At 69.0% G+C, this 23,465-nt stretch carries 20 protein-coding genes; 12 read left to right on the top strand and 8 right to left on the bottom strand.

Annotation, left to right across the window (positions count from 1 at the left end; genetic code table 11):
- Window positions 1-185 precede the first annotated feature (185 nt).
- Together ACLJPX_RS09430 and ACLJPX_RS09435 are read left to right on the top strand one after the other, a co-directional pair.
- Entirely contained in the window at window positions 186-4,184 is a 3,999-nt protein-coding gene (locus ACLJPX_RS09430) for a polymorphic toxin-type HINT domain-containing protein (RefSeq protein ID WP_410599720.1), read from the top strand.
- Complete coding sequence (locus tag ACLJPX_RS09435; RefSeq protein ID WP_410599721.1) at window positions 4,181-5,011, top strand: HEAT repeat domain-containing protein; 831 nt, start codon at window positions 4,181-4,183, stop codon at window positions 5,009-5,011. Before ACLJPX_RS09430 ends, ACLJPX_RS09435 begins: the two co-directional genes overlap by 4 nt.
- Window positions 5,012-5,501: 490 nt before the next feature.
- Here ACLJPX_RS09435 and ACLJPX_RS09440 read toward each other — a convergent pair whose 3' ends face one another.
- Window positions 5,502-6,635 carry a serine hydrolase domain-containing protein gene (locus ACLJPX_RS09440; RefSeq protein WP_410600034.1) on the bottom strand — a complete coding sequence of 378 codons (1,134 nt, stop codon included), beginning with the start codon at window positions 6,633-6,635 and terminating at the stop codon, window positions 5,502-5,504.
- Window positions 6,636-6,682: 47 nt separating this feature from the next.
- Here ACLJPX_RS09440 and ACLJPX_RS09445 point away from each other — a divergent pair, with 47 nt between their 5' ends.
- Both ACLJPX_RS09445 and ACLJPX_RS09450 read left to right on the top strand, forming a co-directional pair.
- Window positions 6,683-7,315, top strand: a complete 633-nt coding sequence (locus ACLJPX_RS09445) for a polyprenyl synthetase family protein (RefSeq protein WP_410600035.1) — start codon at window positions 6,683-6,685, stop codon at window positions 7,313-7,315.
- A gap of 19 nt (window positions 7,316-7,334) precedes the next feature.
- A complete protein-coding gene (locus ACLJPX_RS09450; RefSeq protein WP_410599722.1) occupies window positions 7,335-8,312 on the top strand; it encodes a phytoene/squalene synthase family protein in 978 nt (325 codons plus the stop codon).
- Here the strand turns inward: ACLJPX_RS09450 and ACLJPX_RS09455 are convergent.
- The 4 genes from ACLJPX_RS09455 to ACLJPX_RS09470 all read right to left on the bottom strand — a co-directional run bounded on the left by ACLJPX_RS09455 (window position 8,303) and on the right by ACLJPX_RS09470 (window position 12,463).
- Entirely contained in the window at window positions 8,303-9,316 is a 1,014-nt protein-coding gene (locus ACLJPX_RS09455) for a DUF5914 domain-containing protein (protein WP_410599723.1), read from the bottom strand. The two genes, ACLJPX_RS09450 and ACLJPX_RS09455, sit on opposite strands and share 10 nt — an antisense overlap.
- 96 nt (window positions 9,317-9,412) lie before the next feature.
- A complete protein-coding gene (locus ACLJPX_RS09460; protein ID WP_410599724.1) occupies window positions 9,413-10,303 on the bottom strand; it encodes a MerR family transcriptional regulator in 891 nt (296 codons plus the stop codon).
- A gap of 226 nt (window positions 10,304-10,529) precedes the next feature.
- Entirely contained in the window at window positions 10,530-11,408 is an 879-nt protein-coding gene (locus ACLJPX_RS09465) for a MerR family transcriptional regulator (protein ID WP_410599725.1), read from the bottom strand.
- Window positions 11,409-11,623: 215 nt separating this feature from the next.
- Window positions 11,624-12,463 (bottom strand): YhjD/YihY/BrkB family envelope integrity protein, encoded by an 840-nt coding sequence (locus ACLJPX_RS09470; protein WP_410599726.1) that lies wholly within the window; start codon window positions 12,461-12,463, stop codon window positions 11,624-11,626.
- Window positions 12,464-12,665: 202 nt separating this feature from the next.
- Here ACLJPX_RS09470 and ACLJPX_RS09475 point away from each other — a divergent pair, with 202 nt between their 5' ends.
- Window positions 12,666-13,139, top strand: a complete 474-nt coding sequence (locus ACLJPX_RS09475) for a CDP-alcohol phosphatidyltransferase family protein (RefSeq protein WP_410599727.1) — start codon at window positions 12,666-12,668, stop codon at window positions 13,137-13,139.
- Here ACLJPX_RS09475 and ACLJPX_RS09480 read toward each other — a convergent pair.
- The 3 genes from ACLJPX_RS09480 to ACLJPX_RS09490 are packed head-to-tail and all read right to left on the bottom strand — an operon-like array spanning window position 13,050 to window position 16,419.
- Window positions 13,050-14,582: a phytoene desaturase family protein gene (locus ACLJPX_RS09480; RefSeq protein ID WP_410599728.1), complete on the bottom strand. Its 1,533-nt coding sequence runs from the start codon at window positions 14,580-14,582 to the stop codon at window positions 13,050-13,052. The two genes, ACLJPX_RS09475 and ACLJPX_RS09480, sit on opposite strands and share 90 nt — an antisense overlap.
- Window positions 14,579-15,703: a glycosyltransferase gene (locus ACLJPX_RS09485; protein WP_410599729.1), complete on the bottom strand. Its 1,125-nt coding sequence runs from the start codon at window positions 15,701-15,703 to the stop codon at window positions 14,579-14,581. The genes ACLJPX_RS09480 and ACLJPX_RS09485 overlap by 4 nt, the downstream gene beginning before the upstream one ends.
- On the bottom strand, window positions 15,682-16,419 hold the full coding sequence (locus ACLJPX_RS09490; RefSeq protein WP_410599730.1) for a carotenoid biosynthesis protein: 738 nt from the start codon (window positions 16,417-16,419) through the stop codon (window positions 15,682-15,684). The genes ACLJPX_RS09485 and ACLJPX_RS09490 overlap by 22 nt, the downstream gene beginning before the upstream one ends.
- 517 nt (window positions 16,420-16,936) lie before the next feature.
- Between ACLJPX_RS09490 and ACLJPX_RS09495 the strand changes: the two genes are divergently transcribed.
- Genes ACLJPX_RS09495 through ACLJPX_RS09525 form a run of 7 tightly spaced genes read left to right on the top strand, consistent with a single transcriptional unit; the run spans window position 16,937 to window position 23,448 of the window.
- Complete coding sequence (locus tag ACLJPX_RS09495; RefSeq protein ID WP_410599731.1) at window positions 16,937-18,037, top strand: polyprenyl synthetase family protein; 1,101 nt, start codon at window positions 16,937-16,939, stop codon at window positions 18,035-18,037.
- Window positions 18,034-19,551, top strand: coding sequence for a phytoene desaturase family protein (gene crtI / locus ACLJPX_RS09500; protein WP_410599732.1), 1,518 nt, complete (start codon window positions 18,034-18,036; stop codon window positions 19,549-19,551). The genes ACLJPX_RS09495 and crtI overlap by 4 nt, the downstream gene beginning before the upstream one ends.
- Window positions 19,548-20,510: a phytoene/squalene synthase family protein gene (locus tag ACLJPX_RS09505; RefSeq protein WP_410599733.1), complete on the top strand. Its 963-nt coding sequence runs from the start codon at window positions 19,548-19,550 to the stop codon at window positions 20,508-20,510. The genes crtI and ACLJPX_RS09505 overlap by 4 nt, the downstream gene beginning before the upstream one ends.
- 1 nt (window position 20,511) lies before the next feature.
- Window positions 20,512-20,853, top strand: coding sequence for a lycopene cyclase domain-containing protein (locus ACLJPX_RS09510; protein WP_410599734.1), 342 nt, complete (start codon window positions 20,512-20,514; stop codon window positions 20,851-20,853).
- Window positions 20,850-21,173, top strand: coding sequence for a lycopene cyclase domain-containing protein (locus tag ACLJPX_RS09515; protein WP_410599735.1), 324 nt, complete (start codon window positions 20,850-20,852; stop codon window positions 21,171-21,173). Before ACLJPX_RS09510 ends, ACLJPX_RS09515 begins: the two co-directional genes overlap by 4 nt.
- A 5-nt stretch (window positions 21,174-21,178) precedes the next feature.
- The gene (locus ACLJPX_RS09520; RefSeq protein ID WP_410600036.1) at window positions 21,179-21,901 is read left to right on the top strand and encodes a class I SAM-dependent methyltransferase; all 723 of its coding nucleotides are present in this window, start codon (window positions 21,179-21,181) and stop codon (window positions 21,899-21,901) included.
- Window positions 21,898-23,448, top strand: a complete 1,551-nt coding sequence (locus ACLJPX_RS09525; protein WP_410599736.1) for an FAD-dependent oxidoreductase — start codon at window positions 21,898-21,900, stop codon at window positions 23,446-23,448. The genes ACLJPX_RS09520 and ACLJPX_RS09525 overlap by 4 nt, the downstream gene beginning before the upstream one ends.
- Window positions 23,449-23,465: the final 17 nt, after the last annotated feature.

A 23,465-nucleotide genomic window follows, 5' to 3' on the forward strand; every position in this document is an offset into this window, starting at 1 on the left:
ACGGGCAGACGAAAGCCTCCGCTCAGTGGGAGTAAAGACGACGGCAAACGTCGGAAACAGTGCCCGATCGGCGTATTCCTACCAGAATTTTCTCGGCTATTTTAAGAAAGTTCGACTGGGGTGAACTGGGGGGCTTTCCGATGGACAGACGGCGATTTTGTGCTGCGCTCAGCACGATTCTCACTATGGTCCTTCTCGCCGGTCTGGCCTCGCCAGTCCAGGTCCAGGCCTCGGAAACCGGTGACCGGCACACTGTGGTCGATTTCCTTACCAGCGGCGGCCCGTTGCTGGCGAAGGCGGCCGGAGAAGCCCTCACCGGGACCGATTCCGATCTTCGGGAATTCTTGGAAACCGGGCGCGCGCAGGCCGAAGGCGAGGATCTTCGGGTCAATGTCTCCGAAGTGCTCGCGGCCGGCGGCCGCAAGGTCCGCGAGGCCGCGCAGGCCGCCCTCGGCGGGTCGGAAGCCGACCAGCGGGCGTTCTTGGAGAACGGGTGGCGGGCACCGTGGATCGTGGACGTGCGCACCCAGGTCGCACAGATCCTCGCCGAGGGCGGAACGCGGGTGCGACAAGCCGCGCAACAGGCCCTGGACAACGGGTCCGAACAGGGGTTGCTGGACTTCCTGGGCATCGGGCATCCCCAGGCTCAGGACCACGATGACCGCACGCAGGTCGCACAGCTGCTCGCGGCCGGTGGGCCCCGGGTCAAGGAGGCCGCGCAGCGAGCGCTGGACGGCGGGATCGAAGAGGTCCGGGAGTTCCTGCGGCTGGGCTACCAGGTGGCGGCCGCGCGGGATCAGGAGACCAACTCGGTCGCGCAACTGGCCGCGCTGGCACGGACGGCCGGGGCGAAGGCACGGCTGCACACCAACCTGGCCAGGGACGCCGCCGATCGCGCGGTGCACGCGGCGGAACTGGCGAAGGAAGCCGCCGAGCGGGCCGCGAGGGAAACCGAGGCAGCGGGGCAATCCTCGGTGAAGGCGGCCAACGCGGCCAGCCGGGCAGCGGACGCGGCGAAGCGGGCGGCGAAGGCTGCAGAGGGCGCGATCCAGGCGGCGGCACGTGCCAACGACGCGGCCCGGGTGGCGGCGAACGCGGCGAACCAGGCCGCGCAGGCCTCGGCCATGGCGAACAAAGCCGCCTCGAAGGCCAACCGCGCCGCGCAAGCGGCCGCGGCGAACGCCGGTCAGGCCGCGGCCGCGCGGCAGGCGGCGGTGGAGGCACGGGCCGTGGCAGCCGGTGCGCGGGAGGCCGCGGTGGCGGCGGGCGCGGCCGGTGCGGCAGCGGTGGCGGCAGGGGAAGCGGCCTCCGCCGCGGCGCGCGCGGGTCAGCAGGCCGCCGCCGCATCAACAGCGGCGAGTGCGGCCGGACGGTACGCGGCCCAGGCCGGGGCCAGCGCGGACGAAGCGGAACGCGCGGCACGGGCGGCCAAGCGCGCCGCGGACGAGGCCACCCGCGCGGCGGCGGCCGTGGTGGCGATCGCCAACGAAGCCAACCAGGCGGCCAAGGACGCCCGTGACGCGGCGAACGCCTCCGCCAAGCACGCCGAGGACGCTGCCGCGGCGGCAGAGGACGCGGCGGCACATGCCGGTTCAGCGGCGGGTAACGCGGTGGTGGCGGGCAAGCACGCCGCCGCGGCGGTAGCGGCGGCGAACGAGGCGACCAAGGCCGCGCTGCAGGCGAAGAAGGTCTTCATCCTGGCGCGCAAGGCCGACACGGAACGGCTGACCGCCGAGGAACGCCGTGCGGTGGACGACGCGGCACAGGCCGCCCAGGACGAACGCGAACGCAAGGCCGCGCAGCGCTGGGAGGCGGGCGAGGCCGCGCGCCTCGACACCGAGGCGCAGCGCCTGCTCGCCGAGGCACGCGATCCAGCTGCCCCGGAGGCCGTGGTCGTGGCCAATGGCCGCAAGGTCGCCCTGCATCTGGTCACCCGGGGCGGCCCGTTCGTGCGCTCGGCGGCCGAGGACGCCCTGGGCGGCAGCCCGCAGGACGCGGTGGGCTTCGTCCGGACCGGTCTGACCACGGCGACCGAGTACGACGACCGCGCGAGCGTGGACTACCTGGCCGAGACCACCGCCCAGGAACCGGTCCGGGCCGCAGCGCGCACCGCCGCAGCCGGTTCCTACGACACGGTGAAGACCTTCCTGGACCTGGGCCAGCACGAGCTCCGCATGCACGAATACCGACAGCAGGTCGCGCAATTGCTGGCGCAAGGCGGCCCTAAAGTGCAGATCGCGGCGCAAGCCGCGCTGGACGACGGTTCGGCACCCGCGCTGCGGGACTTCCTGGCCACCGGCCAGCACACGGCTCGCGAACAGGATGACAGGTTGACGATCGCGCAACTGCTGCCCACCGCCGAACCGGAAGTGAAAGCGGCGGCCCAGGCGGCGCTGAGCGGCCCCTCGTACTACCTGCGCGGCTTCCTGGACGTCGACCTGCACCGGGCCCGTCAGCGCGACGCGGACACGGCGGCACACGTCGCCGAGGTGTCCGCCCACGTGCGCGCCGCGGAACGCTCGGCGGCACTGGCCCGCCAGGACGCGGCCGAGGCCAACCGGCAGTGGGCGATCGCGCGCCAGGCCTCGGCCGAGGCGACCGAGTACGCCAACCAGGCCAAGGCCTCCGCGACCGAAGCAGCGAACCACGCCGCCGCGGCCAAGCAGTCGGCCGACGCCGCCGACCTGTCGGCCAAACGCGCCGCCGAGTCAGTGAAACTGGCACGTCAGGCAGCCGAGAACGCCAAGAACTCGGCCGCCGACGCGGCCCGCTCCTCCGCCCGCGCCCAGTCCTACGCCGAACAAGCCCGCGCAGCAGCGGGCGACGCCTACGCAGCAGCCGAAGCGGCCAGAGCCTCCGCACTCGCAGCGGGCAAGAGCGCGGCCGAAGCCGCAGCCGCGGCCAACGAAGCCGCCAAGATCGCGGCCGAGAAGAAGCGCCTCGAGGAGGAACGCAAGCGGCTGGAGGACGAACAGCGCCGCAAGGACCTCAACGACGGCATCGGCCCGCCGCCAGGATCCTCTGAAGAGGACCCGGACCTGGACTACCGGGAGCTGAGCGACGAGGAGCAGCTGCTGCTGGCTGAGGGCGGCCAGGAGCTGGTCGATCGATATCGGGCCGCGCAAACCGAGCAGAACCGCTCGCTGATGGACTTCGTCGTGGGCATCGGCGGCCAGGTCGTGCTGGACGTGATCGGCTGGACCGACGCGAAGAACTGCTTCACCAAGGGCGACATCAGCGGTTGCGTGTTCACCGCGATGAACGCCCTGGGCCCGCTGAAGGCCCTGAAGGTGGCATCGAAGCTACCGGAGCTCAGCTCGGCGATCTTCCGCATCTCCAAGGGCATCGGCCCGTTCCGCGCGGGAGTATCAGCGGCGCGGCGCACGGTCGAGGAAATGCGCGGCCTGGCGCAGACCCTGACCGGCTACCTCAAGAATCCTTGTGGCCCCAACAGTTTCACCGGCGACACCCGGGTGCTGATGGCAGACGGGACCCAGCGCGCCATCCGTGACGTGCGGGCGAGCGATTGGGTGCTGGCCACGGACCCGGAAACGGGTCGCACCGAACCACGCCCGGTAGAGACCCTGATCACCGGCGAGGACCTGAAGGACCTGGTGACAGTCAGCCTGCCCTCGGGCGACATCGAGGCGACCGCTGGGCACCCGTTCTGGGTTGACAGCCAGCAGCGGTGGCGGGAGGCCAGGGACCTCTCCCCCGGTGACCGGCTGCGGCTCCCGGACGGCCACTACGTCACCGTCACCGCCACACACGCCTGGACCGCCGAGCGCGAGGTCTACAACTTCGCCGTCCACGAGTTCAACACCTACTACGTCTTCGCCGGTGATCTCCCGGTCCTGGTGCACAACGCCGGGGGCCGCAAGTACTGCCTGCTCGGGCAAGCGGGTCAGGCCGCGGTCGGCCGCCCGACCAACACCGCTCACTTCTACACCCCGGGTGGCAAGAAGCGAATTCCCGACTTTTGGGACGGCCACAGCATCGGTGAAGCCAAGAACGTGGCCTATCAGTACCTGTCCAGCCAGCTGAGGGACTACATCGCCGAGGCCAACCGGCAAAACCTGAAGTTCGTTCTTTACGTCCGGACCGGCACACGGACCAGGCTCACCGGGCCACTGATGGAGCTCGAACGGCAGGGAAAGATCAGAATCGATAGGGTCATTCCGTGACCCTGGAAGGCAGGCCACATCGGGAGGTCGTGGAGTTCATCGCCAACGACCCCGCCATCCGCGCGCGGGTCAAGGCGGGACTCGCCGCTGAACCGGGCCACCGCGAGGCCGAGGCACGTTATCTTGCCGAGGCCGGTGACCTCCTTGCGGAGCTGGTGAAGCTGCTGCCCCCCGTGCGTGAACTGACCTGGGTCGGCCAGCTCCGGCATCTGGTGGTGCCGGCGGACGGACAGGCGGGGAAAGCCAAACCGCTCGACTACCGGGCCGCGGTGCCGCTGCTGCTGGAGCGGCTGCGCCAGGTGCGGAATTACCGGCTGGCCCACGAACTGGTGGCCGTGCTGTCGGTGGCGTTCGCGAAGAAACAGGCCCGGCCGGTGTTCCTCGAGCTCTTCCGCGACCCGCCCGACGTCGATGCGGACCAGCGGGAGTCCGTGCGCCGCACCTTGGCGAGCGGCCTCGCGGACTTCACCGACCAGACTGTGGCGGATGAGCACATCCAGCTCGTGGGTGACCCGGCCTACGGCAGCGCCCGCCAGCCCCTCGTGGCGACACTGGCCAAGACCAAGGATCCGCGGGTGCCCCAGGTACTGGTGAGCCTGGTGGACGACCCGGACGTAGCCGAAGCCGCGGTGGTGGCACTGGGCAAGCTGCGGCCCGCTGCGGCCCGCCCCCGATTGGAGCGGGCACTGGAAGATTCGAACCCGGCCGTTCAGCGCGAGGCCGCGAAAGTCCTGAAAAAGCTCCATTTGCCAAGCCCTTCCAGTGCGCCGAAAGCCATGTTCCGCGAGGCGCCACAGCCTTCACTACCACACCGTCATCTCTTTTGATCGCTACGAGCCGACGAGGCCGACGGACTCCGCCGTTGCCGACCTAGTTCGGCAGCACAAACACGAGCCCGCCGGCGGATCTTCGCTGGCTCAGAGCGCCAGCCCGACATTCCGGGCTGACACCTGACACCACCAACACGCCGCACGGGCTCAGGGCAGTCCGCGACGGGCTATCCGAGGCGCAGGGCCGGATCTCGGCTGTCGAGGAAACGATCCCGCCGGTCGCCTTCAGGTGGAAGGCACCCTGGGGAGACGCCGTTGGCGGGGGCAACCTGGCAAAGCCCCGTCATCGGGATTGGGCTCCTTCGGTCAGCTTCCCCGGCGCAGCCGAGCAGGGCGGGCCCGCTGGATTCCATGACACTGCCGATGACGTTGAGGCCCGCGAGTTCCCGATGCGGTCGAGCACGACCTCGTCGCCATACTGCTTGGGCAAGCCCGCCGCCGAGACACCCCGATCTGGTCGGTCGGGGTGTCTCGTTTTGCGGACCGGTCACCGGGAGCGCGGCGGGCACAACTCCGCCTCCAGCACCTTGGTGAAGATGCCGATGGGGTTGCCCCAGTCGCCGTTGATGTTGGTTACGACCGTGTGCCTGCCGTCAGCGGTGCCCATCGCGTTCGTCCAGGAACCGTGGATCATGCCGCCTCCGCCCCAGGCCGTCACTCCGCAGGACAGCGTCTGGGAGAAGACTCCGAGCCCGTACCTGGCGTTCGGGACCGGCCACCCGCTGCCCTCGGTCGAGACCGTGGTGAACATCGCCTTCTGCTGCGAGGGCGGCAGCAGGCGTCCGCCCAGCAGCGCCCGGTAGAAGGTTTGCAGGTCCTCGGCGGTCGAGACCATGCCGCCGGCCGCCCAGGCCCAGGACGCGTTCATATCGGTGACGTCGTAGATGTCGGTGCCGGGCTCGGTGACCCACAGCGGGGAGTACGCCCGTCCGTGCGGTCCGCGCAGCTTCGTCTCGCGGAAACCGGGTACGTAGGTCGCGGTCAGACCCAGCGGACGAGTGATCCGCCGCTCGACCGCCTCGGCGTACGACCTGCCGGTGGCCTTCTCGATGATGATTCCGGCGAGCGCGTAGTTGGAGTTGGAGTGGGCCCAGGCCGTGCCGGGGGCGAACATGGGCGGGTGCGCCACGGCGAGCTTCACCATCTCCTCCGGGCGCATGGTGTCGAACCGGTGCTCGAGGAAGGCGGGCGTGAAGTACTTGGGCACCACGCTCTCGTCCGAGGTGTAGGGGAACAGGCCGCTGGTCTGGTTGAGCAGATGCCGGATGGTGATCTTGGTGCCGTCGTTGCCGTTGCCCTGGACCTGGCCGGGCAGCCACTTCTCCACGGTGTCGTCGAGACTCAGCCGGCCCTCGGCCTCCAGCTTCAGCATCACGGTCGAAGTGAACGTCTTGGTGGCGCTGCCGATGCGGAAGCGGTCATGCCGGCGGCGCTCGCGTCCGGTCTCGGTGTCGGCCGCGCCCGCTGTGCCGAACCACCTCTCGCGACCGTCGCGGATGTCGCTGAGGATGCCGGGCAGGCCGTCATCGGTGACGGTCTGGTCGAGTACCTGCTGGACCTTGGCGTGGTCACTGGCATCACCAGCAGGGTTGGGCCGGATCGCCGACGCGCTTCGGGGAATCGGCCGCCGTACTGTCCGGCGATCTGTTCCTGGTCTGGTCCGAACAGCTGTTCAGGGAATCCGGCCTGAGCGACGAAGAACTCACCCGCGGCTGGCCGGTCTACGACGCCATGCGCGCCGAACTCGCCGTCGGGCAGCTCGGAGACCTGGTCAACGACGCGAGGGCCGTACCCGACTGGTCATCGGTCATCGACGTACTCCGCCGCAAGTCCGGCAACTACACCGTGCGCCGCCCCTTGGAGTTCGGCGCCGCGCTGGCCGGTTGCGCGCCCGCGGTGTCCACTCGTCTCGGTACCTACGGAAGCCACATCGGCGAAGCTTTCCAGTTCCGCGACGACCTGCTCGGCGTGTTCGGCGATCCCGCGGTCACCGGCAAACCCATCGGCGACGACCTTCGCGAGCACAAGGCCACGAGCGTCGTGGTGCTCGCACGCGAACTCGGCACCCCGGCCCAACGCCGGGAACTGATCCGGCTCGACCGGCTCGACCTGGTCGACGACGAAGCGGTTTTTCGCTGGCAAGAGGTGATCGAAGCGACAGGGGCTCGCGAGCGCCTCGAAGACCTGATCACCGGCAGGGTCGCGTCGGCGCATGAAGCGCTGGACCAGTTGGTCATCCCACCCGAACCCCGAGCGGCGCTCTCACTGCTTGCACTGCGCTGCACCGCCCGCACGCGGTGAACGACCAGGAAGGCATCCGATGACCAGAGCGGAACTCGATGCCGCCGGCATCACTGATCCGCGGCGCCGTGCCGCCTACGCCCGGTGCCGACGGCTCAACGCCGAACACGGCAAGACCTACTTCCTCGCCACGCGGATGCTGGCCCCGGCACAGCGTCCGGCGGTGCACGCTCTCTATGGTTTCGCGCGCTGGATGGACGACATCGTCGACGAACCGAGCCCGGAAGCGACACCGGAAAGCATCTCCCAGGCACTCTCCGGCGTCGAGACGACGGTGCTGGAAGGGCTGCGCGTCGGGACCAGCGAGGATCCGCTGCTGTGCGCGGTGATCGACACCGCCTCCCGCTACGACATCGACCCGCGACACTTCCAGGCGTTCATGACGTCGATGAAAATGGATCTGACGATCGAGGGCTACCGCGATCGTGCCGCACTGGATGTCTATGTGCACGGTTCCGCCGAAGTGATCGGGCTCCAGGTCTTGCCGGTGCTCGGGACGGTCGTTCCGATGTCCGAGGCGGCACCGCGGGCGGCGGCGCTCGGAAAAGCCTTCCAGCTGACCAATTTCCTCCGCGACGTGGCTGAAGACTTCCACCGTGGCCGGGTTTACCTACCCGCCGACGAGCTCGCCGCGTTCGACGTGGATCGCGATCTGCTCGCTTGGTGCACCACGAACCGGCGGCTCGATCCGCGAGTCCGGCGCGCCCTCGCCGAGCAGATCTCGATCAACCGCACGATCTACCGCGAAGCGCGGCCGGGCGTCGACATGCTCCACCCTGCGTCACGGCCCTGCGTGGCGACCGCGCTCAGACTGTATTCGAGGATCCTCGACCGCATCGAAGCGGCGGATCTCAACGTCTTCGCGGCTCGAGCCCGGGTCCCGCGCCTGCGCAAACTCACCGTCGCGGGAGCCGCGATGGCCCAGACCCTCCGCGCCCGCCGGATCCACGGCACACCGAGCGGCGTCGTCCACTCCTCACCTTCAGGTCAACGGTGAGCGGTACGCACTTCGTAACGCCGCTCCGCGTAAGCCAGATCGTCGCGCCACAGACGCGCGGAGGCGCGGCGCATCAACGGCCGGAGCGCTGGCGCGATCCGCGTGGCCTTGACGAATCCCGGCCGGTCCGACGCGGCGATCGTCGCTTCGATCACGGCTGTTCGCGGGCGACCGTCATGGCCGGCACCGAGTGGGGTCGCATGGGTCTCGACGACGCTGCCCGCACCTTCACCCTCGACGATCGTCATCACCACCGTGCGAGGTTCAGGACAGGTGAATTCGGCGATCACCGGCACGCCGAGCTTGCCGGCGAGCCGGAAGGTCACCTCGACGACGAATCGGTCGTCCGCTTCGGTGACGTCGTTTCCTTGCGGCGCCGAGAGAACATGCAGGCGGGCAAACGAGTACGGATGGAACCAGGCACCATGCCAGGGATCGAGGCGATTGGCGACGATGTCTTCCGGCTCGCAGATCCCGGTCAGTGTGGCGACGGCGTCGATGGTGCCGCCTCCCTCCGGCCGCGGCGCCACGATCGGTCGTTCGGTGGGTGTTTCGCCGCCAAGCCGGTCGAGACGGACCCAAACGAGCACACCGTCGTCATGGGACGGGAAAGGGATCCAACCCGGCCGTCCGGGGCCGACCCGCAGGCCGTGCCAGCGGCAGACCAGTTCGCCACAGTGCACGCGAGCCTGCTCGAGCGGCGCGCCGAGATGAGGGCACGCGCCGGGACCGATCGTCACGACGCCGTCTTGGCCGCGCCACGCCACGAGTTCCTGGGTACCGACTCGAAGGCCTACAGGTTCGTCCGCACGAACCTCCCGGCTCGCCGCGATGACGAACCAGTTGCCCGCCGGGCGGGCGTCGGCACGCTTGACGGCGGCGGCGATCAACGCAGGACCGCATTCTCGGTAGGTCGGCTCTTGCCGCGCCCAGGCCGGCTCGCGAAACGGCTGGACCGGCCACCGCTCCGGCCACCGTTCGATTACCTGTCGCCTGAAGTCCACCAGCCACACTCCTGCCGTACAAGATCGGCCGAACCGAGCCGACGACAAGCATCTTCTGGCATTTGGAGCGTTTGTGCAACGCTTTGGCCGAACGGCTCAGCCCTTCAGGCTTTCTCCGGCGAGATCGAGCGCGTCGGCCAATTCGTTGACCCACGGGGCGTCAGTGACGTTGCGTTCTTTCCACCCAGGCCCGGCCAGCGCGACATCGAATCCGCGACGCTGGAGGCGCTGACTCAGCATGTCGTCGGCGGTGTTGACCGACATCGACCACAACAAGATCAAGACCGGGTCCAGCTTCGATGCCATCCCGAGCGTGGTTTCGGCAGGGGCCATCTGCCCGAGGAACACGGTGGGGATGCCCACTTCCGCCATCGAGGCACGCAGGACCTCCATCGGCAGGCTGTGCCGCTCCTCCGGGCAGCAAGCAAGGAGCACGATACGACCGGGAGCGGCATTGGCGAACCTGCCGCTGAAGCGCTGGAGCGCCAGCGACACTTCGGCGGTCAGCGCCCACTCCGACTCGAAGCACACGTCGCCGCGCAACCAACGGCCCCCAAGGTTGCGCAAGACCGGGACCACCACGTCGGCCCACATCCCGGCAGGACCAAGCGCGTCGAGCGTTTCGTCCAACAACGCGGCCAGGGACGTGAACTCGAGCTCTTCGGCAGCGTTCTCGATCTCTTCGACCCGTCGATCGACGGAAATCTCCGGTACCGCGCATTCGTCTTCGGAGAACGCCGCGGCAGCGGCCTCTCGAGCACGCATACCACGGTCGATGAGCCGCTGCATATGCTGCAGCCTGCGCACATCGGTATCGGAATATCGGCGATGGCGCCCGTCCGCGCGCAGCGAAGGACCAACCCCATAGCGCGCACCCCACGTACGGAGCGTGACCGGTGAGACACCCAGCAGTTCAGCGACCTTGCCAGGGGTCCACGAACCGACACCCCGGGGTCCGGCAGGGTGGTTCATCTCGTCGACGTCCATCAACTCCACGTTTCCACAGGCCGGAAACCGAACGTCGGCATGCCCACTCCCCGCCTGAGGCAGCCGACAACCGGTCAACGTCCGCCTTTACCGATACGGCATTCGACGTTGGATGGACACTTACATCGCACAACAATCACGACAATCAACTCGTTTTGTGATGCAAGTCACATCAGGTGCGCCTGATAAACCCGAAGAAGAGCGTACTCCGTCGACCGCCGAAAGCTCACACGCTATCGACATGAGCGCGCACTGTCCGCAATGCGCCCTCGAGGGAGTTGTCGACCGCGCCGATCCGATCGCCCGCCGTACGCCAACCAGGCCCGACCGCTCGGACCGGGATGTCACGCCGGGCGAGTTCGGCCAGCAGAGCGGCGTCGGCGGTGAAAGACGTCATCGACCAGATCATCACCAGGGCCGGGTGAAGGCGCAGGGCCGTCCGGAGCACCACGACCGCCGGTACCATTTCGCCGAGGAAGATCACCGGGATACCGGCTTCACGGAGTACCGTGGAAAGCACCTGCAACGGCAGCATGTGACGCTCGGTCGCGGAGCAGGCCAGGACGACCGGAGCGCCGGCGGGCCGCAGGGACGGCCTGGGGCTGTGGCGATCCAGGGCGACGGCGATCGCTCCAGTGAGGGCCCACTCGGCTTCGAACGCGGCGTCACCGTCCTGCCAGCGTCGGCCCTGGCGACGCAGAACCGGTGCGAGCACATCGGTCCACGCCGCCAGGGTGCCGAGATCGGCCAGCAGATCGTCGAGCAGGGCGGGAAGGGCGACGAGGTCGACCTTCGCCGCCGCTTCGTCGATGTCGTCCGCGCGACGCAGCGACCGCACCGGGGTGAGCTCTTCGGAGAGCACCAGCCTGGCCGCTTCCCCCGCACGCACCCCCTGGTTCACCAAGGAGGTCATCCGACGCAGCCGCTGCAACTCCAGCGGTCCGTAGAGACGGTGCCCAGCAGGCCCGCGCCGGGCGGGGCCAAGTCCATAGCGGCTGTCCCACGCGCGCAGAAGAACGGGCGACACACCGAGGGCGGCGGAGATCTGACCCGTCGTCCACCACGACGCCCGGTCGACTACCTCCGGTTCCGGCTTGGTCGTCACACATTCCCCATTGGTCACACAGCTGCTGCCGATGCCGCGCTACGAACACCCGGGTCTGGGGGAGTCGACCGCACCTCGCCGATAATGGCCAAGGCGAATCGCTTATGCAACGTTTCAGGGGGACAAACGCCGCAGACAGCCCACAAACCCGGCCTGAACTGGGAAAACGTACGTTCTCGCTGTGCGTTTCTGCATCGTTTCCTGTACGCGCTGCTTTAGTGGATCGGCGCCTTTCCCGCGTGGGTGCGCTCCACGCTCAGCATGAGCCGGAAACCGAGCAGGAGCATCACGTGCATGAGATAGAGCCAGAGAACGAGAGCCGAGATGATGCCCACCCCGGCAAGGCCACCGAACGGGATGCTCCAGTCAAGCGGAATGGCGAGGAACAGGAGGAAACCGTGGAAGAAGCCCGCGAGGAAGGAAGCCACGGCCAGGGCACCGAGCAGCAACGGCCCGCGGCGGACTCCGCGCGGCACACTGCCCACGAAGACGATCGACGTGACGACCGCGATGATCAGCCAGTCCACGTGGAACGACACCGTGATTCCCCAGAACGTCGACCAGCCGCCGCCGGTGTACAGATCGGCGACGACATCCGCCGTGGCCAGCGGCGCGATCGCCAGAGTCGGGCTGATCAGCAGGACGGGGACGAACAGCAGACGTCCACGCCAGCCGACGAAGGACCCAGGCGAATGACCGGACACCTGCGCGAGCCCGCGCAGCAGTCCTTCGCCGTAGAAGGTGGCGGGAAGCAGGGTCACCGCCAGCGCGGTCCACGGCGTACGGAGCGCGGCGGAGGTGAGCGCGTCCAGGGCGGCGCCGGGATCGTGAGTGGGCGGCAACGCGTCGACCCACCGGGAGACGCCGTGAAGGACGAACTCCGGGGACACGACGAAACCGGCTCCGCGCAAGGCGACGAGCGCGAGCGGGACCACCGCCAGTACGGCGAAGAAGGTCACGCCGGCGGCCCAGAGCGACAGATCTCGCCCTCGCAGGGAGTCTCTGACGTCGCCCAGGACCACTCCGGTCCGGCGGCGGAAGCCTCCGCCTCTCATGCCGGCGCTCCCTCGTCCGCTGAGGACGGAGTCGCGGGCTGGTCGCGATTGCACGGGCAAGACGTCTCCGGAAACGCGCTGACAGTCCGGTGGTTGCGCGCGGTGCAGACGCTGGCCCGGCCGGTGCTCAGGGTGCCGCCGGACGTCCTCACCGGCTGTGGTGTCCTTTGCGCCGCTGTCGCGGTGGCTTTGGCTCGCCTTGGTGGCGCTGGTGGCGACCGGGGTCTTCGACGGGCTGGACGGAGCGGTCGCACTGCTCACCGGGAAGGCGCGGCCGGTCGGCGCGGTGCTGGACGCGGTCGCGGACCGGATCACCGAACTGTGTTTCGCCGCGGTGCTTTTCGTTCTCGGCGCGCCGTTGTCCTGGTGCGCCGGTCTGGCGGTTCTCCTGCTGTTGCACGAATTCGTGCGGGCACGGGCCCAGGGTGTCGGGTTGCGAGGTGCCGGGGCGATCACGGTCGCCGAACGCCCGACACGCTTGATCGTGGCGGCGGTCGCGGTGACGGGCTCCGCGCTCGCCCCGGCCGGCACACCATGGACAGGATGGCCGTGGGCGGAGACGTGTGCCGTGCTGTGGGCCGGTTTGTCAGTCATCGGCCTGGCCCACCTGTCGATCGCCGTGGCGCGCGCCCTCCCGGATCGCTGGGCCGATCAGGTCGGCGACGATCGCGGCTGACATGGCGACGAGCGGCAGGCCGCCACCGGGGTGTGCCGAGCCGCCGGCGAGGTAGAGGCCGGGAATCGGGCTGAGATTGGCCGGCCGGAGCAGGGCCGCGCGAGCCCCGTTGGACGACGAGCCGTAGATCGAGCCACCCGGTGCCCCGACCTCGTCTTCGAGCGACGCCGGTGTGCGGACTTCTCGCCAGAGCAGGCGATCCCGGACATCGAGTCCCCGTTCGGCCAGGACGTCGATGACACGGTCCGCGTAGTCCTCGGCCAATCCGGGGGTCGTCCAGTCCACTCCGGACTCGGGGTCGTGCCGGGGTGCGTTGACCAGGACGAACCACGATTCACCGTCCGGTGGACACAGGCCGGGATCGTCGGGGGCGCAGATGTACACCGTCGGATCCGGTACCGGGCGCGGGTTCTTGCCGAAGAGCGCGTCGAACTCCGCGTCGTAGTCCGCGGGGAACAGCACCCGGTGGTGGCCGGGAGACGACGTCGTGCCGCGCAAGGCGAGCAGCAGCACGAATCCGGCCAGGGACGGCTGCACGCGCCGGAGCGCGCGGCGAGGCGAGCGGGCACGCGGGTCGTCGAGAAGATCGCCGTACAAGTGCGTGGCGTCCGCGTTGCACACCACCGTTCCCGCCATCAGGCGTTCACCGTCGGCGAGCCGTACTCCGCACACTCCTTCCGGGCCGGTCTCGATCGCGGTGACCTCGGCGCCCGTCCTGATCTCGACGCCGAGTTCGACGAGCCTGTCCACCAGCGCGTCGCCGAGCGCGCGAAGTCCTCCGCGAACGTGCCAGCAACCGAACTCCTGTTCGACGTACGGCACGACGGCCATGACCGCCGGAAGCCTGCGGGGATCCGATCCCGTGTAGGTGGCGTAGCGGTCGAGCAGCATCCGCGCCCGCGGGTCCCGCAACCGGCGGCGCCCGAGCGCGCGCAAGGTGCGCCACGGCGCGATGGCGAGGAGGTCACGGACTCCGGTGGCGTGCCGGAGCAGATCCCGGGTCCCGTGCAAGGGGCGCCGGAGGACCTGTTCACCGACGAGCTCCCAGAGATGTTCCGCCTCCCCCATCAGGCGGGTCCATTCCGTGCCGGCGCCAGGACCGAGGGCGTCGTCCAGGGCGCCGGGCACGTCTGCGCGGTCATGAGGCATGGCCAGTTCGGTGCCGTCCGCGAAACGATAACGGCAGGCAGGATCGACCGGCACGATGTCGACCACCTCGTCGAGGTCGGCGCCGGTCGCCGCGAAGAGTTCGCGGTAGACGCCGGGCAAGGTCAGCAGGGACGGACCGGTATCGAAGGTGAAACCGTCCCGGCTGAACGTCCCCAGCTTCCCTCCGCACCGCGAAGCCCGCTCCAGCACGGTCACCGTGTGCCCGCCGGCGGCGAGCCGGGCGGCGGCCGCGAGCCCGCCCATGCCTCCGCCGACCACCACGACGTCGCTCATCCGGTCTCCTTCGGGCGCAGTGCGCGGCTCTTCCAAACGATTCGTCCTGTCTTCCGTGCCCACCACGAGCGAGCGATGAGCCCGACCAGGGTGAGGATCGAGACGGGGTGGGCCAGGCTGTCCGGCCAGACCCGGCCCCGGGTGCGGCGGGCGGCGATCACACGACCGGCGACACCCGCGGCGTAGCCGACGAGTCCGGCACGGGATCCGGCCAAGGCCGCGACGGCGGGGACGACCCAGATCCCCAGCAGCGCGGCGGAAATCGCCGCCGCGCCGGCCGTCGATCCGGTGGCGGACCAAAGTGATTTGGCATAGCCGTCCCGTAATTGCGGCCAAGTCTCGTACATCCGGCAATCGGCGACGCCGCTGCCATCCGCGACCACCCCGCGCCCTCCCGCACGTTTGACCGCCCGCATCAGCGCGATGTCGTCAAGGACCTCGTGGCCGACCGCGAGGAAGCCTCCGCATTCGCGCAGCATCGCGGCGTCGATCACGAAGAACTGGCCGTTGGCCGCGGTGAGCGAGGGCCGCGGTGAGCGTTCGGCGAGGCGCAGCGGCAACAGCACCAACCACGACCACTGCAGCAACGGCTGCACCAGACGGGCACCGAGACCGTCGGCGCGCTGCCGGGGAAAAGGCGAGACGGCGTCCAGCCGCGCCTCGCGCAGCAGGGAAACAGCCGCCGCCACGGCATGTGGGGCGAGCACGACGTCGGCGTCGATGCAGACCACCACGGAGCCGTGAGCACGCTCGGCGAGTTGATGGCACGCGTGCGGTTTGCCGAGTATGCCGTTCGGCGGTTCGGCACCGGTGAACACGGAAACCCGCGCGTCGCCGCGTACGACCTGTCGCACGACCTCCGCCGTTCCGTCGGTCGAACAGTCGTCCAGCACCAGTATTTCGAAATCGTCGAGTCCCTGCTGGTCCAGCAACGACCGCAGGGCGGGCGCCACGCGTGAAGCCTCGTTGCGCAACGGGAGCAGGATCGAAACCGGCTCCGGGCAGCTACCCGGCATCTCCCGCGGTGTCCGGACGAGGCGAGCGTTGTACGCCGCGTGCCCGGCGGCGATGACGGCGGCCGTCGACGCCGCACGCACGATCACGCGGCCGGGCGAAACCACGACCGCCTCCGCACGACACGCACCGCGAACGGCACGGCCACCGCTCCCATGGCCAGCCCGCCGACCAGCGCCACCCATGGCCGGCCGAAGAACGCGAGATGCGCCCATATCGACGAGAACCACGTCCACAGGTACAGCACGGGAGCCGGCCCGGCGATCAAACTCGGCACCGGATCTTCGGCGCGGGGTATCACTTTGTGCAGCACCGACTGAACGAGCGCGGCGACGAGCAGCCAGCCCGCGAAGTTGCTCAGCGGGATCCCGGTGACCCCGGGCAAAGACGGCTCCGGCGACTCCCACGTCCAGTAGCCCTCGTCCACCATCTGCGGATCGAGGAACACGTCCCAGGCCGCCAAGGCGCAGGCGGCAACCACGACGACGCCGGCCGGTCGCTTGACCAGTGCCCGCCCGACCAGGAGCGCGGGCCAGGCCATCATCAACCACGCCAACGGAATCAACACCGGTACGCCGGCGACCGACCAGCCGAGCAGCTCGGTGTACCGGTACTGCCCGAAGGGGAAGCCCGTGTGCAGACCGGTGATCTCGGCGAGCAGACCGCCGCCTCCGGCCACCACGACGAGCGTCACGACCGCGCGGACCCCGGCCCGTGCCCAGGCGTCGGCGAGCGATGCCGAAGCGAAGCAGACCACGGTGAGCACGGTGAGCGGCGTGCGCTCCCCCGGATCGGTGACCGAGTAGAGGATCTGACAAAGCACGGTCCCTGCGGCGAAAGTCCACGCGGCGAGCGCACGAGGGAATGTCAGGGAACGTGAGAATGCGGCGGTCCGCGTAACCATCACGCCACCACGATAGACCGGGAAGAACCTGTATGCGGGTCTTTTAACACCATTCTTCGGAAAATTCCGGAATTCCGCGGCGAATGGCCGTGACGAGAATTGAAGAACACATGCCGAACAACCCGGCGGACGCCTCGGGCACGACTGGAGGACTTGCCGCACCCGGGCGCCCACCGAGCGTCCGGACCCGGCGCCTGGGAGCGACCGGATCCGCCGAGGGTGCGCGGTGGCGGGCCGTGCACCCTCGTTCCCAGAGAGATCTTTTCGTTTCACCAACGATCCAAGCCGACCACCGGATGGACATCCCTCCCGGCTCTTCCTTGGCGTGCCACCAACCACTCAGCGGATGCGCCTGCATCAGCGACCCCAGTAGACAAGCTACACCAGGTGTGAAACGGTTGCGAATCGAATAGGTTGGTTACTGGAAGGCGGTCGGATGGCGGTGACCATGGCGGCGGGGGTGGCGCCGACGGAGGGGGCACCCGCGTCGTGGCTGGACACGGTCGGCGAGCGCTGCCTCGCCGAAGCTCATGGCTTCGTTACGGCGCGAGCAGCGGAGCATTTTTCGGGTCATCGCGAGGGTGAACTCGCGGAAACCGTGATTCCCGAGTTCGTGGCAGGCGGAAAATGTCTCCGGCCGATGTTCGCCTATGTCGGCTGGTGTTGTGGGCGAGAAGAATCGGGGGCCGCGCTTCGCGCCGCGTCCAGCTTGGAATTGCTGCACTGCTTCGCGCTGGCGCAGGACGACGTGATGGACGGTTCGCCGGTACGGCGACGTCGTCCCTCACTGCACGTACGATTCGCGCGCTGGCACGCCGAGCAGGAGTGGAGCGGCTCCGCCGCACGGTTCGGCGAGTCGGCGGCGACCCTGTTCGGCGATCTGTTCCTGGTCTGGTCGGAGCAGCTGCTGCGGGAGAGCGGCTTGGATCAGGAGACACTGGCGCGGGGCTGGCCGGTGTACGACCTGATGAGGGCCGAACTGGCCGTGGGACAGCTCGGCGACCTGGTGAACGACGCGCGCACGTTGCCCAGCTGGGACGGCCTTCTCGATGTCCTGCGGCGCAAATCCGGCAACTACACCGTCCGGCGCCCCTTGGAGTTCGGCGCGGCGCTGGCCGGATGCGGGCAGGCCGTGCTCGCCGGGCTCGCGGAATACGGGGGGCTTCTCGGCGAGGCGTTCCAGTTCCGCGACGACCTGCTCGGGGTGTTCGGCGATCCGGCGATCACGGGAAAGCCGGCGGGGCAGGATCTGCGTGACCGCAAGGCGTCCAGTGTGGTCGTGCTCGCCGCCGGGATGGCCGACCGGCGTCAGCGAAGGGAACTGGCGGACCTGGTCGAGCTGACCACTGTGGACGATGACGGGGTCTCGCGCTGGCGCGAGCTCATTGCCGCGACCGGTGCACGAGAACGCCTCGGAGAGCTCATCCGGGAGCACACCGAGAAGGCTCTCGCGGCGATCGATCCGGCGGTGATACCGCCGCACGCCGCAGAGTCGCTGGCCGTACTCGCCTCCCGGTGCACGGAGCGAGACCAGTGAAGACTGTGCCAGGGCGGACGAACCGGGTCGTCGTGGTCGGAGCGGGACTGTCGGGGTTGGCCGCGGCGCTGCACCTGGCGGGCCGCGGGCGCGAGGTCGTCGTCCTGGAGCGCGACGACGGGCCGGGCGGAAGGGCGGGAAGGATCGACCGCGACGGCTACCTGCTCGATACCGGGCCGACGGTGCTGACCATGCCATCGATCCTTCAGGACACTTTCGGCGCCGTCGGTGCCGAGCTGGCCACGGAACTGCCGCTGAGCCGCCTGGATCCCGCCTATGTGGCGCGGTTCGCGGACGGCAGTTCTCTGCCCGTGCACACCGACAGACTGGCGATGGCCGACGCGGTCCGGGAGTTCGCCGGATCCGCCGAGGCCGCCGGTTACCTCCGGCTGCGCGAGTGGCTCACACGGCTGTATCACGTCGAGTTCGACCGCTTCATCGACATGAACATCGACTCGCCGCTGGGAATGCTCCGGCCGGACCTGGTCCGCCTGCTCGCGCTCGGTGGCTTCCGCAGATTGGAACCCAGGATCGGCGCGTTCCTCTCCGACGAACGCCTGAAACGCGTCTTCACCTTCCAAGCCCTGTACGCGGGCGAATCACCGATGCGGGCTTTGGCCCTCTACGCGGTCATCTCCTATATGGACACCGTGGGCGGCGTCTACTTCCCGCCCGGTGGGATCGCCGCCCTCCCTGGTGCTCTCGCCAGGGTCGCCGCCGCGTCCGGTGTCACCTTTCATTACGGCGACGCGGTCGAGGGACTCGAACGAAACGGCGCCCGGGTCTCGGCCGTTCGCACGGTCTCGGGTGAGCGCTACCCGTGCGACGCCGTCGTCCTCACCTCCGAGCTTCACGAGAGCTATCGGTTGCTGGGGCACGCATCGCGACGGCCGGTCCCGCTGAGGCCCGCGCCGTCCGCGTTGATCGTGCATGCGGGCGGCCCCGCCTGCGAAAACGACACGGCACACCACACGATCTCGTTCGGGCGGGCATGGGATTCGACGTTCGACGAACTCATCACCGACGGCCGCCGGATGTCCGATCCGTCCTTGTTGATCACCCGGCCGACCGCGACCGATCCCGGACTGGCGCCACCGGGACGGCAGCTGTACTCCATCCTCGCCCCGGTCCCCAATCTGGAGCGCGGAAACACCGACTGGGACACCGAAAGCATGGCTTATGCCGAGGAGATTCTCAACGTGGCCCGCGAGCGCCTGCTCCCCGGTTTCGCACCGGAGTTCACCGAGATCATCGGCCCCGCGGAGTGGGCGAAGCGCGGACTGGTCGCCGGGACACCGTTCAGCTACGCGCACTCGTTCGTCCAAACCGGACCATTTCGGCCCAAGAACCTTCCGCGTGGCACGGAGAACGTGGTTCTCGCTGGTGGAGCGACCGTGCCCGGAGTCGGTGTCCCGACCGTGCTGATCTCCGGACGGCTCGCCGCCGACCGCATCACCGGGGTGGCACGCCGTCGCTCACGGATCCTCGACCTCGCGAGAGAAGGCGCGCGATGACACGACGAGAACTCGATGCCGCCGGTATCGACGCCCCCGGGCTTCGCAATGCTTACAGCTGGTGCCGTGAGCTCAACGCCCGGCACGGCCGCACGTACTTCCTGGCGACGAGGCTGCTGACCCCGGCCCAACGGCCGGCGATCCACGCTCTCTACGGGTTTGCCCGTTGGCTGGACGACATCGTCGACGAACCCGCGCCCGGTACCACACCAGAGACTCTGGACGTCCAACTGTCCGAAGTGGAAGATCGATTTTTCGCCGACCTCGGTGCAGGACAGAGCGACGACCCCCTGCTGACGGCCGTGATCGACGCCGCGACCCGATACAGCCTGCCCTCTGCGTACTTCAAAGCCTTCTTCGCGTCGATGCGGATGGACCTCACCGTCACCGGCTACGCAACCCGGGCCGAACTCGACACCTATGTGCACGGATCGGCAGAGGTGATCGGCCTGCAGGTGCTCCCGGTCCTCGGCACGGTGTCCAGCCGCGAGGAGGCCGCTCCTCGTGCGGCCGCGTTGGGAAAGGCCTTCCAGCTGACCAACTTCCTTCGTGACGTCGCCGAGGACCTCGCACGGGGCCGCGTCTACCTTCCCGCCGATGAACTGGCCGGACACGGCGTCGATCGTGAACGGCTGACCTGGTGTCGGAGGAACGGCGGCGCCGACACGGCGGTACGAGCCGCGATCCGGCACCAAATCGCGGAGACCAGGCGGATCTATGCCGAGGCCAGACCGGGGATCGCGATGCTGCACCCGATCTCGCGGCCGTGCGTGAGCACCGCAGCGACCTTGTACGGCCGGATCCTCGACCGGATCGAGGACGCGGATCACGACGTCTTCGCCGGCCGGGCGACGGTCTCGCGCGGGCTCCGCCTCGCGGTCGCCGTCGGTGCCGTCGCCCGTACCCAATGGGCCCGGCAGCGACACGCGGCTCCCGCTCCCCCGGTGGCGGTGTCTTGACGTGGGCAAGATGGAGTATCTGTTCGTCTTGGCCGCCTGCGTGCTCGTGACGCTGCCGCTGGAACTCGCGGGTGCCCGGGTGTATCGCCGCCCGCGGCGCCTGGCCCGTGCGCTGCTTCCGGTCGCGACGGTGTTCCTGGTCTGGGATGCGGTGGCGATCGCCGGCGGGGTCTGGGGCTACGCACCCGGACTCGTCACGGGAATTCGCGCGCCCTTCGCCGTTCCCCTGGAGGAGATCCTCTTCTTCATCGTGATCCCGATCTGCGGAGTGCTGACCTACGAGATCGTCCAGATCACCCTCGGCGCCTTCCAGCGGCGCAGCCGGGAAGCGGTCCGGCGATGATCCCCTGGGGTTACACCGTGCCCGTCCTCGTCGCGGTCGCCGTGGTGGTGCTCGCCGAACTCCTCGTGCTGCGGACCGGGTTGTTCCGGAGGCTCCCGTACTGGATCACCGTCGCCATCGTCACCGGGTTCCAGATCCCGGTCGACGGCTGGCTGACCAAGTTGTCCGAGCCGATCGTCCTCTACGCGCCCGAACACATCACGGGCTGGCGATTCCCCTGGGACATCCCGGTCGAAGACTTCCTCTTCGGCTACGCACTGGTCACCGCCGTCCTTCTGTTGTGGGAACGGGCCCGTCTACGGGAAGAGGAGCCGGTGTGACCGGGATGGCGCGCGACGGTCTGCCACGGGCGACCGTCCCCTCGGCGTTCGACACCGAGGCTCGCTGGTACGACCGGCTGGTCGGCAGGAATCCGGGCTATCACGAACATCTGCGGCTTTCCGCGCAGCGGCTGGACCTTCCCTTCGAGTCACGTGGACTTCGCTTGCTGGACGCCGGTTGCGGCACCGGGGCGTCCACCGCGGCTTTGCTGTCCGTGGCGTCACACGCCACGATCACGGCGTTCGACGCGTCCGGCGAGATGCTGAAGCGAGCCCGCGCGAAGTCCTGGCCGGACACCGTCGAGTTCGTGCACACGCCCGTCGAAGAACTCGACGGCGTTCGAGGCCCTTTCGACGCGGTCCTGGCCTCGTACTTGCTCCGCAATCTCGCGGATCCCACGGCCGGACTGCGACGGTTGCGCGGCTTGCTCCGGCCGGGCGGCCAGATCGCCCTGCACGAGTACTCGGTCCGGGATTCCCGGCGCGCCCGGTGGATCTGGAACGCGGTCTGCGCGGGCGTGATCATCCCTCTCGGGAAGGTCACCACCGGTGACGCGACGCTCTACCGGCACCTCCGCCGCAGCGTTCTGGAGTTCGACGGCATCACCGCCCTCACCCAGCGCCTGCGCGACGCCGGCTTCACCGACGTCCGCACCGAATCCATGCCCGGCTGGCAGCACGGTGTCGTGCACACCGTGCTCGGTACCAATCCGCTGGAGAGCCTGTGACCCTTTCCTTCGGTACCGACCCCCGCATCGTCACCCGGCCCGCGTTGGCGGGCCTGTCCGACGCGGGAAAGACCTGGCGGCGCCCCACCGCCGCGGTGGTGGGCGCGGGAATCGCCGGGCTCACGGCGGCGACAGGGCTGGCTGAACGCGGCGTCACCGTCACCGTGTTCGAACGCGAGAACCACCTCGGTGGCCGCGTCGGCGGCTGGCGGGAACGGCTGTCGGACGGCACCGACGTCACCATGAGCCGGGGCTTCCACGCGTTCTTCCGCCAGTACTACAACCTCCGTGCGTTGCTGACCCGGACCGACCCCCGGCTGGAACGGCTCACCCCGCTCACCGACTACCCGCTGCTCGACGCACACGGCCGAACCGACACCTTCGTCGGACTCCCCCGGAATCCGCCATGGAATGCGCTGGCCTTCGCCTGGCGCAGCCCGACCTTCACGCCGCGTGATCTGTTGCGGATCAGCGGCCGCGACGCGTTGCCCCTGGCCACGGTCAGCGTGCCGAAGACGTACTACGAGCTCGACAGGACGGACGCGAAGTCCTTCCTGGAGTCGATCAACTTCCCGGCGGCCGCGCAGCACCTCGCTTTCGAGGTCTTCTCTCGGAGCTTCTTCGCCGACCCGAGCGAACTGTCGGCCGCGGAACTGGCGACGATGTTCCACCTGTACTTCCTGGGCTCCAGCGAGGGGCTCGTCTTCGACGTACCGACGGAACCCTTCCCTCAGGCACTGTGGGATCCGCTGGCGACCTACCTCTCCGGCAAGCGGGTCGACATTCGCACCGAAACCGAGGTGACCGCGCTGGAGCGCACCACCGACGGATTCGACGTCGAAACAGGCGAGGGCACCGAGCATTTCGACGCCGTCGTACTCGCGTGCGAAGTCACCGGACTGCGGGAGATCGTCGCGGCGTCACCGACCCTCGGCACCGCGCCCTGGCGCGCCGCCGTCGAGGGACTGCGTACGGCGCCACCGTTCTTGATCCGCCGGCTCTGGCTCGACCGCCCCGTTCACGCCGACCGTTCACCCTTCCTCGGCACCGGAAGCGTTCCGCCACTGGACAACATCAGCCTGCTCGACCGGTACGAGGGAGAAGCCCGGCACTGGGCCGCGCGCACCGGCGGCTCCGTGATCGAACTCCACGCCTACGCGGCCACCGGCACCGATCAGGAAAGCCTCGCCGCGGCCATGGACGAACGCCTGCACGAGATCTACCCCGAAACGCAAGAAGCGGGAGTGACCGACGCGATCAACCTGTGGCGCCAGGACTGTCCGTTGTTCGGCGTCGGCACCTTCGCGCGACGCCCCACGGTGACCACCCCGGACCCGGCACTGGCCCTGGCCGGGGACGGAATCCGCATCGACCTGCCCGTCGCCCTCATGGAACGCGCCGCGGCCACCGGGTGGACGGCGGCCAACGCCCTCCTGCGGCACTGGGGCATCACCGGGCACCCGATCCGGTCGGTGCCCAACCGCGGCCGGATCGGCGTGCTGAACCGCCTCGCCCGGTCGCGGTATTTCGGCGGAGTGAAGGTGTGATCGGTGCCGCCGATCGC

Source organism: Amycolatopsis sp. lyj-90, assembly GCF_046549035.1.
GTDB lineage: Bacteria > Actinomycetota > Actinomycetes > Mycobacteriales > Pseudonocardiaceae > Amycolatopsis.

Coding starts and splice junctions, on each gene's coding strand:
- ACLJPX_RS09430 (WP_410599720.1), top strand. CDS start 186: ATGGTCCTTCTCGCCGGTCTGGCCTCGCCAGTCCAGGTCCAGGCCTCG.
- ACLJPX_RS09450 (WP_410599722.1), top strand. CDS start 7,335: ATGACCAGAGCGGAACTCGATGCCGCCGGCATCACTGATCCGCGGCGC.
- ACLJPX_RS09460 (WP_410599724.1), bottom strand. CDS start 10,303: ATGGACGTCGACGAGATGAACCACCCTGCCGGACCCCGGGGTGTCGGT.
- ACLJPX_RS09470 (WP_410599726.1), bottom strand. CDS start 12,463: ATGAGAGGCGGAGGCTTCCGCCGCCGGACCGGAGTGGTCCTGGGCGAC.
- ACLJPX_RS09480 (WP_410599728.1), bottom strand. CDS start 14,582: ATGAGCGACGTCGTGGTGGTCGGCGGAGGCATGGGCGGGCTCGCGGCC.
- ACLJPX_RS09495 (WP_410599731.1), top strand. CDS start 16,937: ATGGCGGTGACCATGGCGGCGGGGGTGGCGCCGACGGAGGGGGCACCC.
- ACLJPX_RS09505 (WP_410599733.1), top strand. CDS start 19,548: ATGACACGACGAGAACTCGATGCCGCCGGTATCGACGCCCCCGGGCTT.
- ACLJPX_RS09515 (WP_410599735.1), top strand. CDS start 20,850: ATGATCCCCTGGGGTTACACCGTGCCCGTCCTCGTCGCGGTCGCCGTG.
- ACLJPX_RS09520 (WP_410600036.1), top strand. CDS start 21,179: ATGGCGCGCGACGGTCTGCCACGGGCGACCGTCCCCTCGGCGTTCGAC.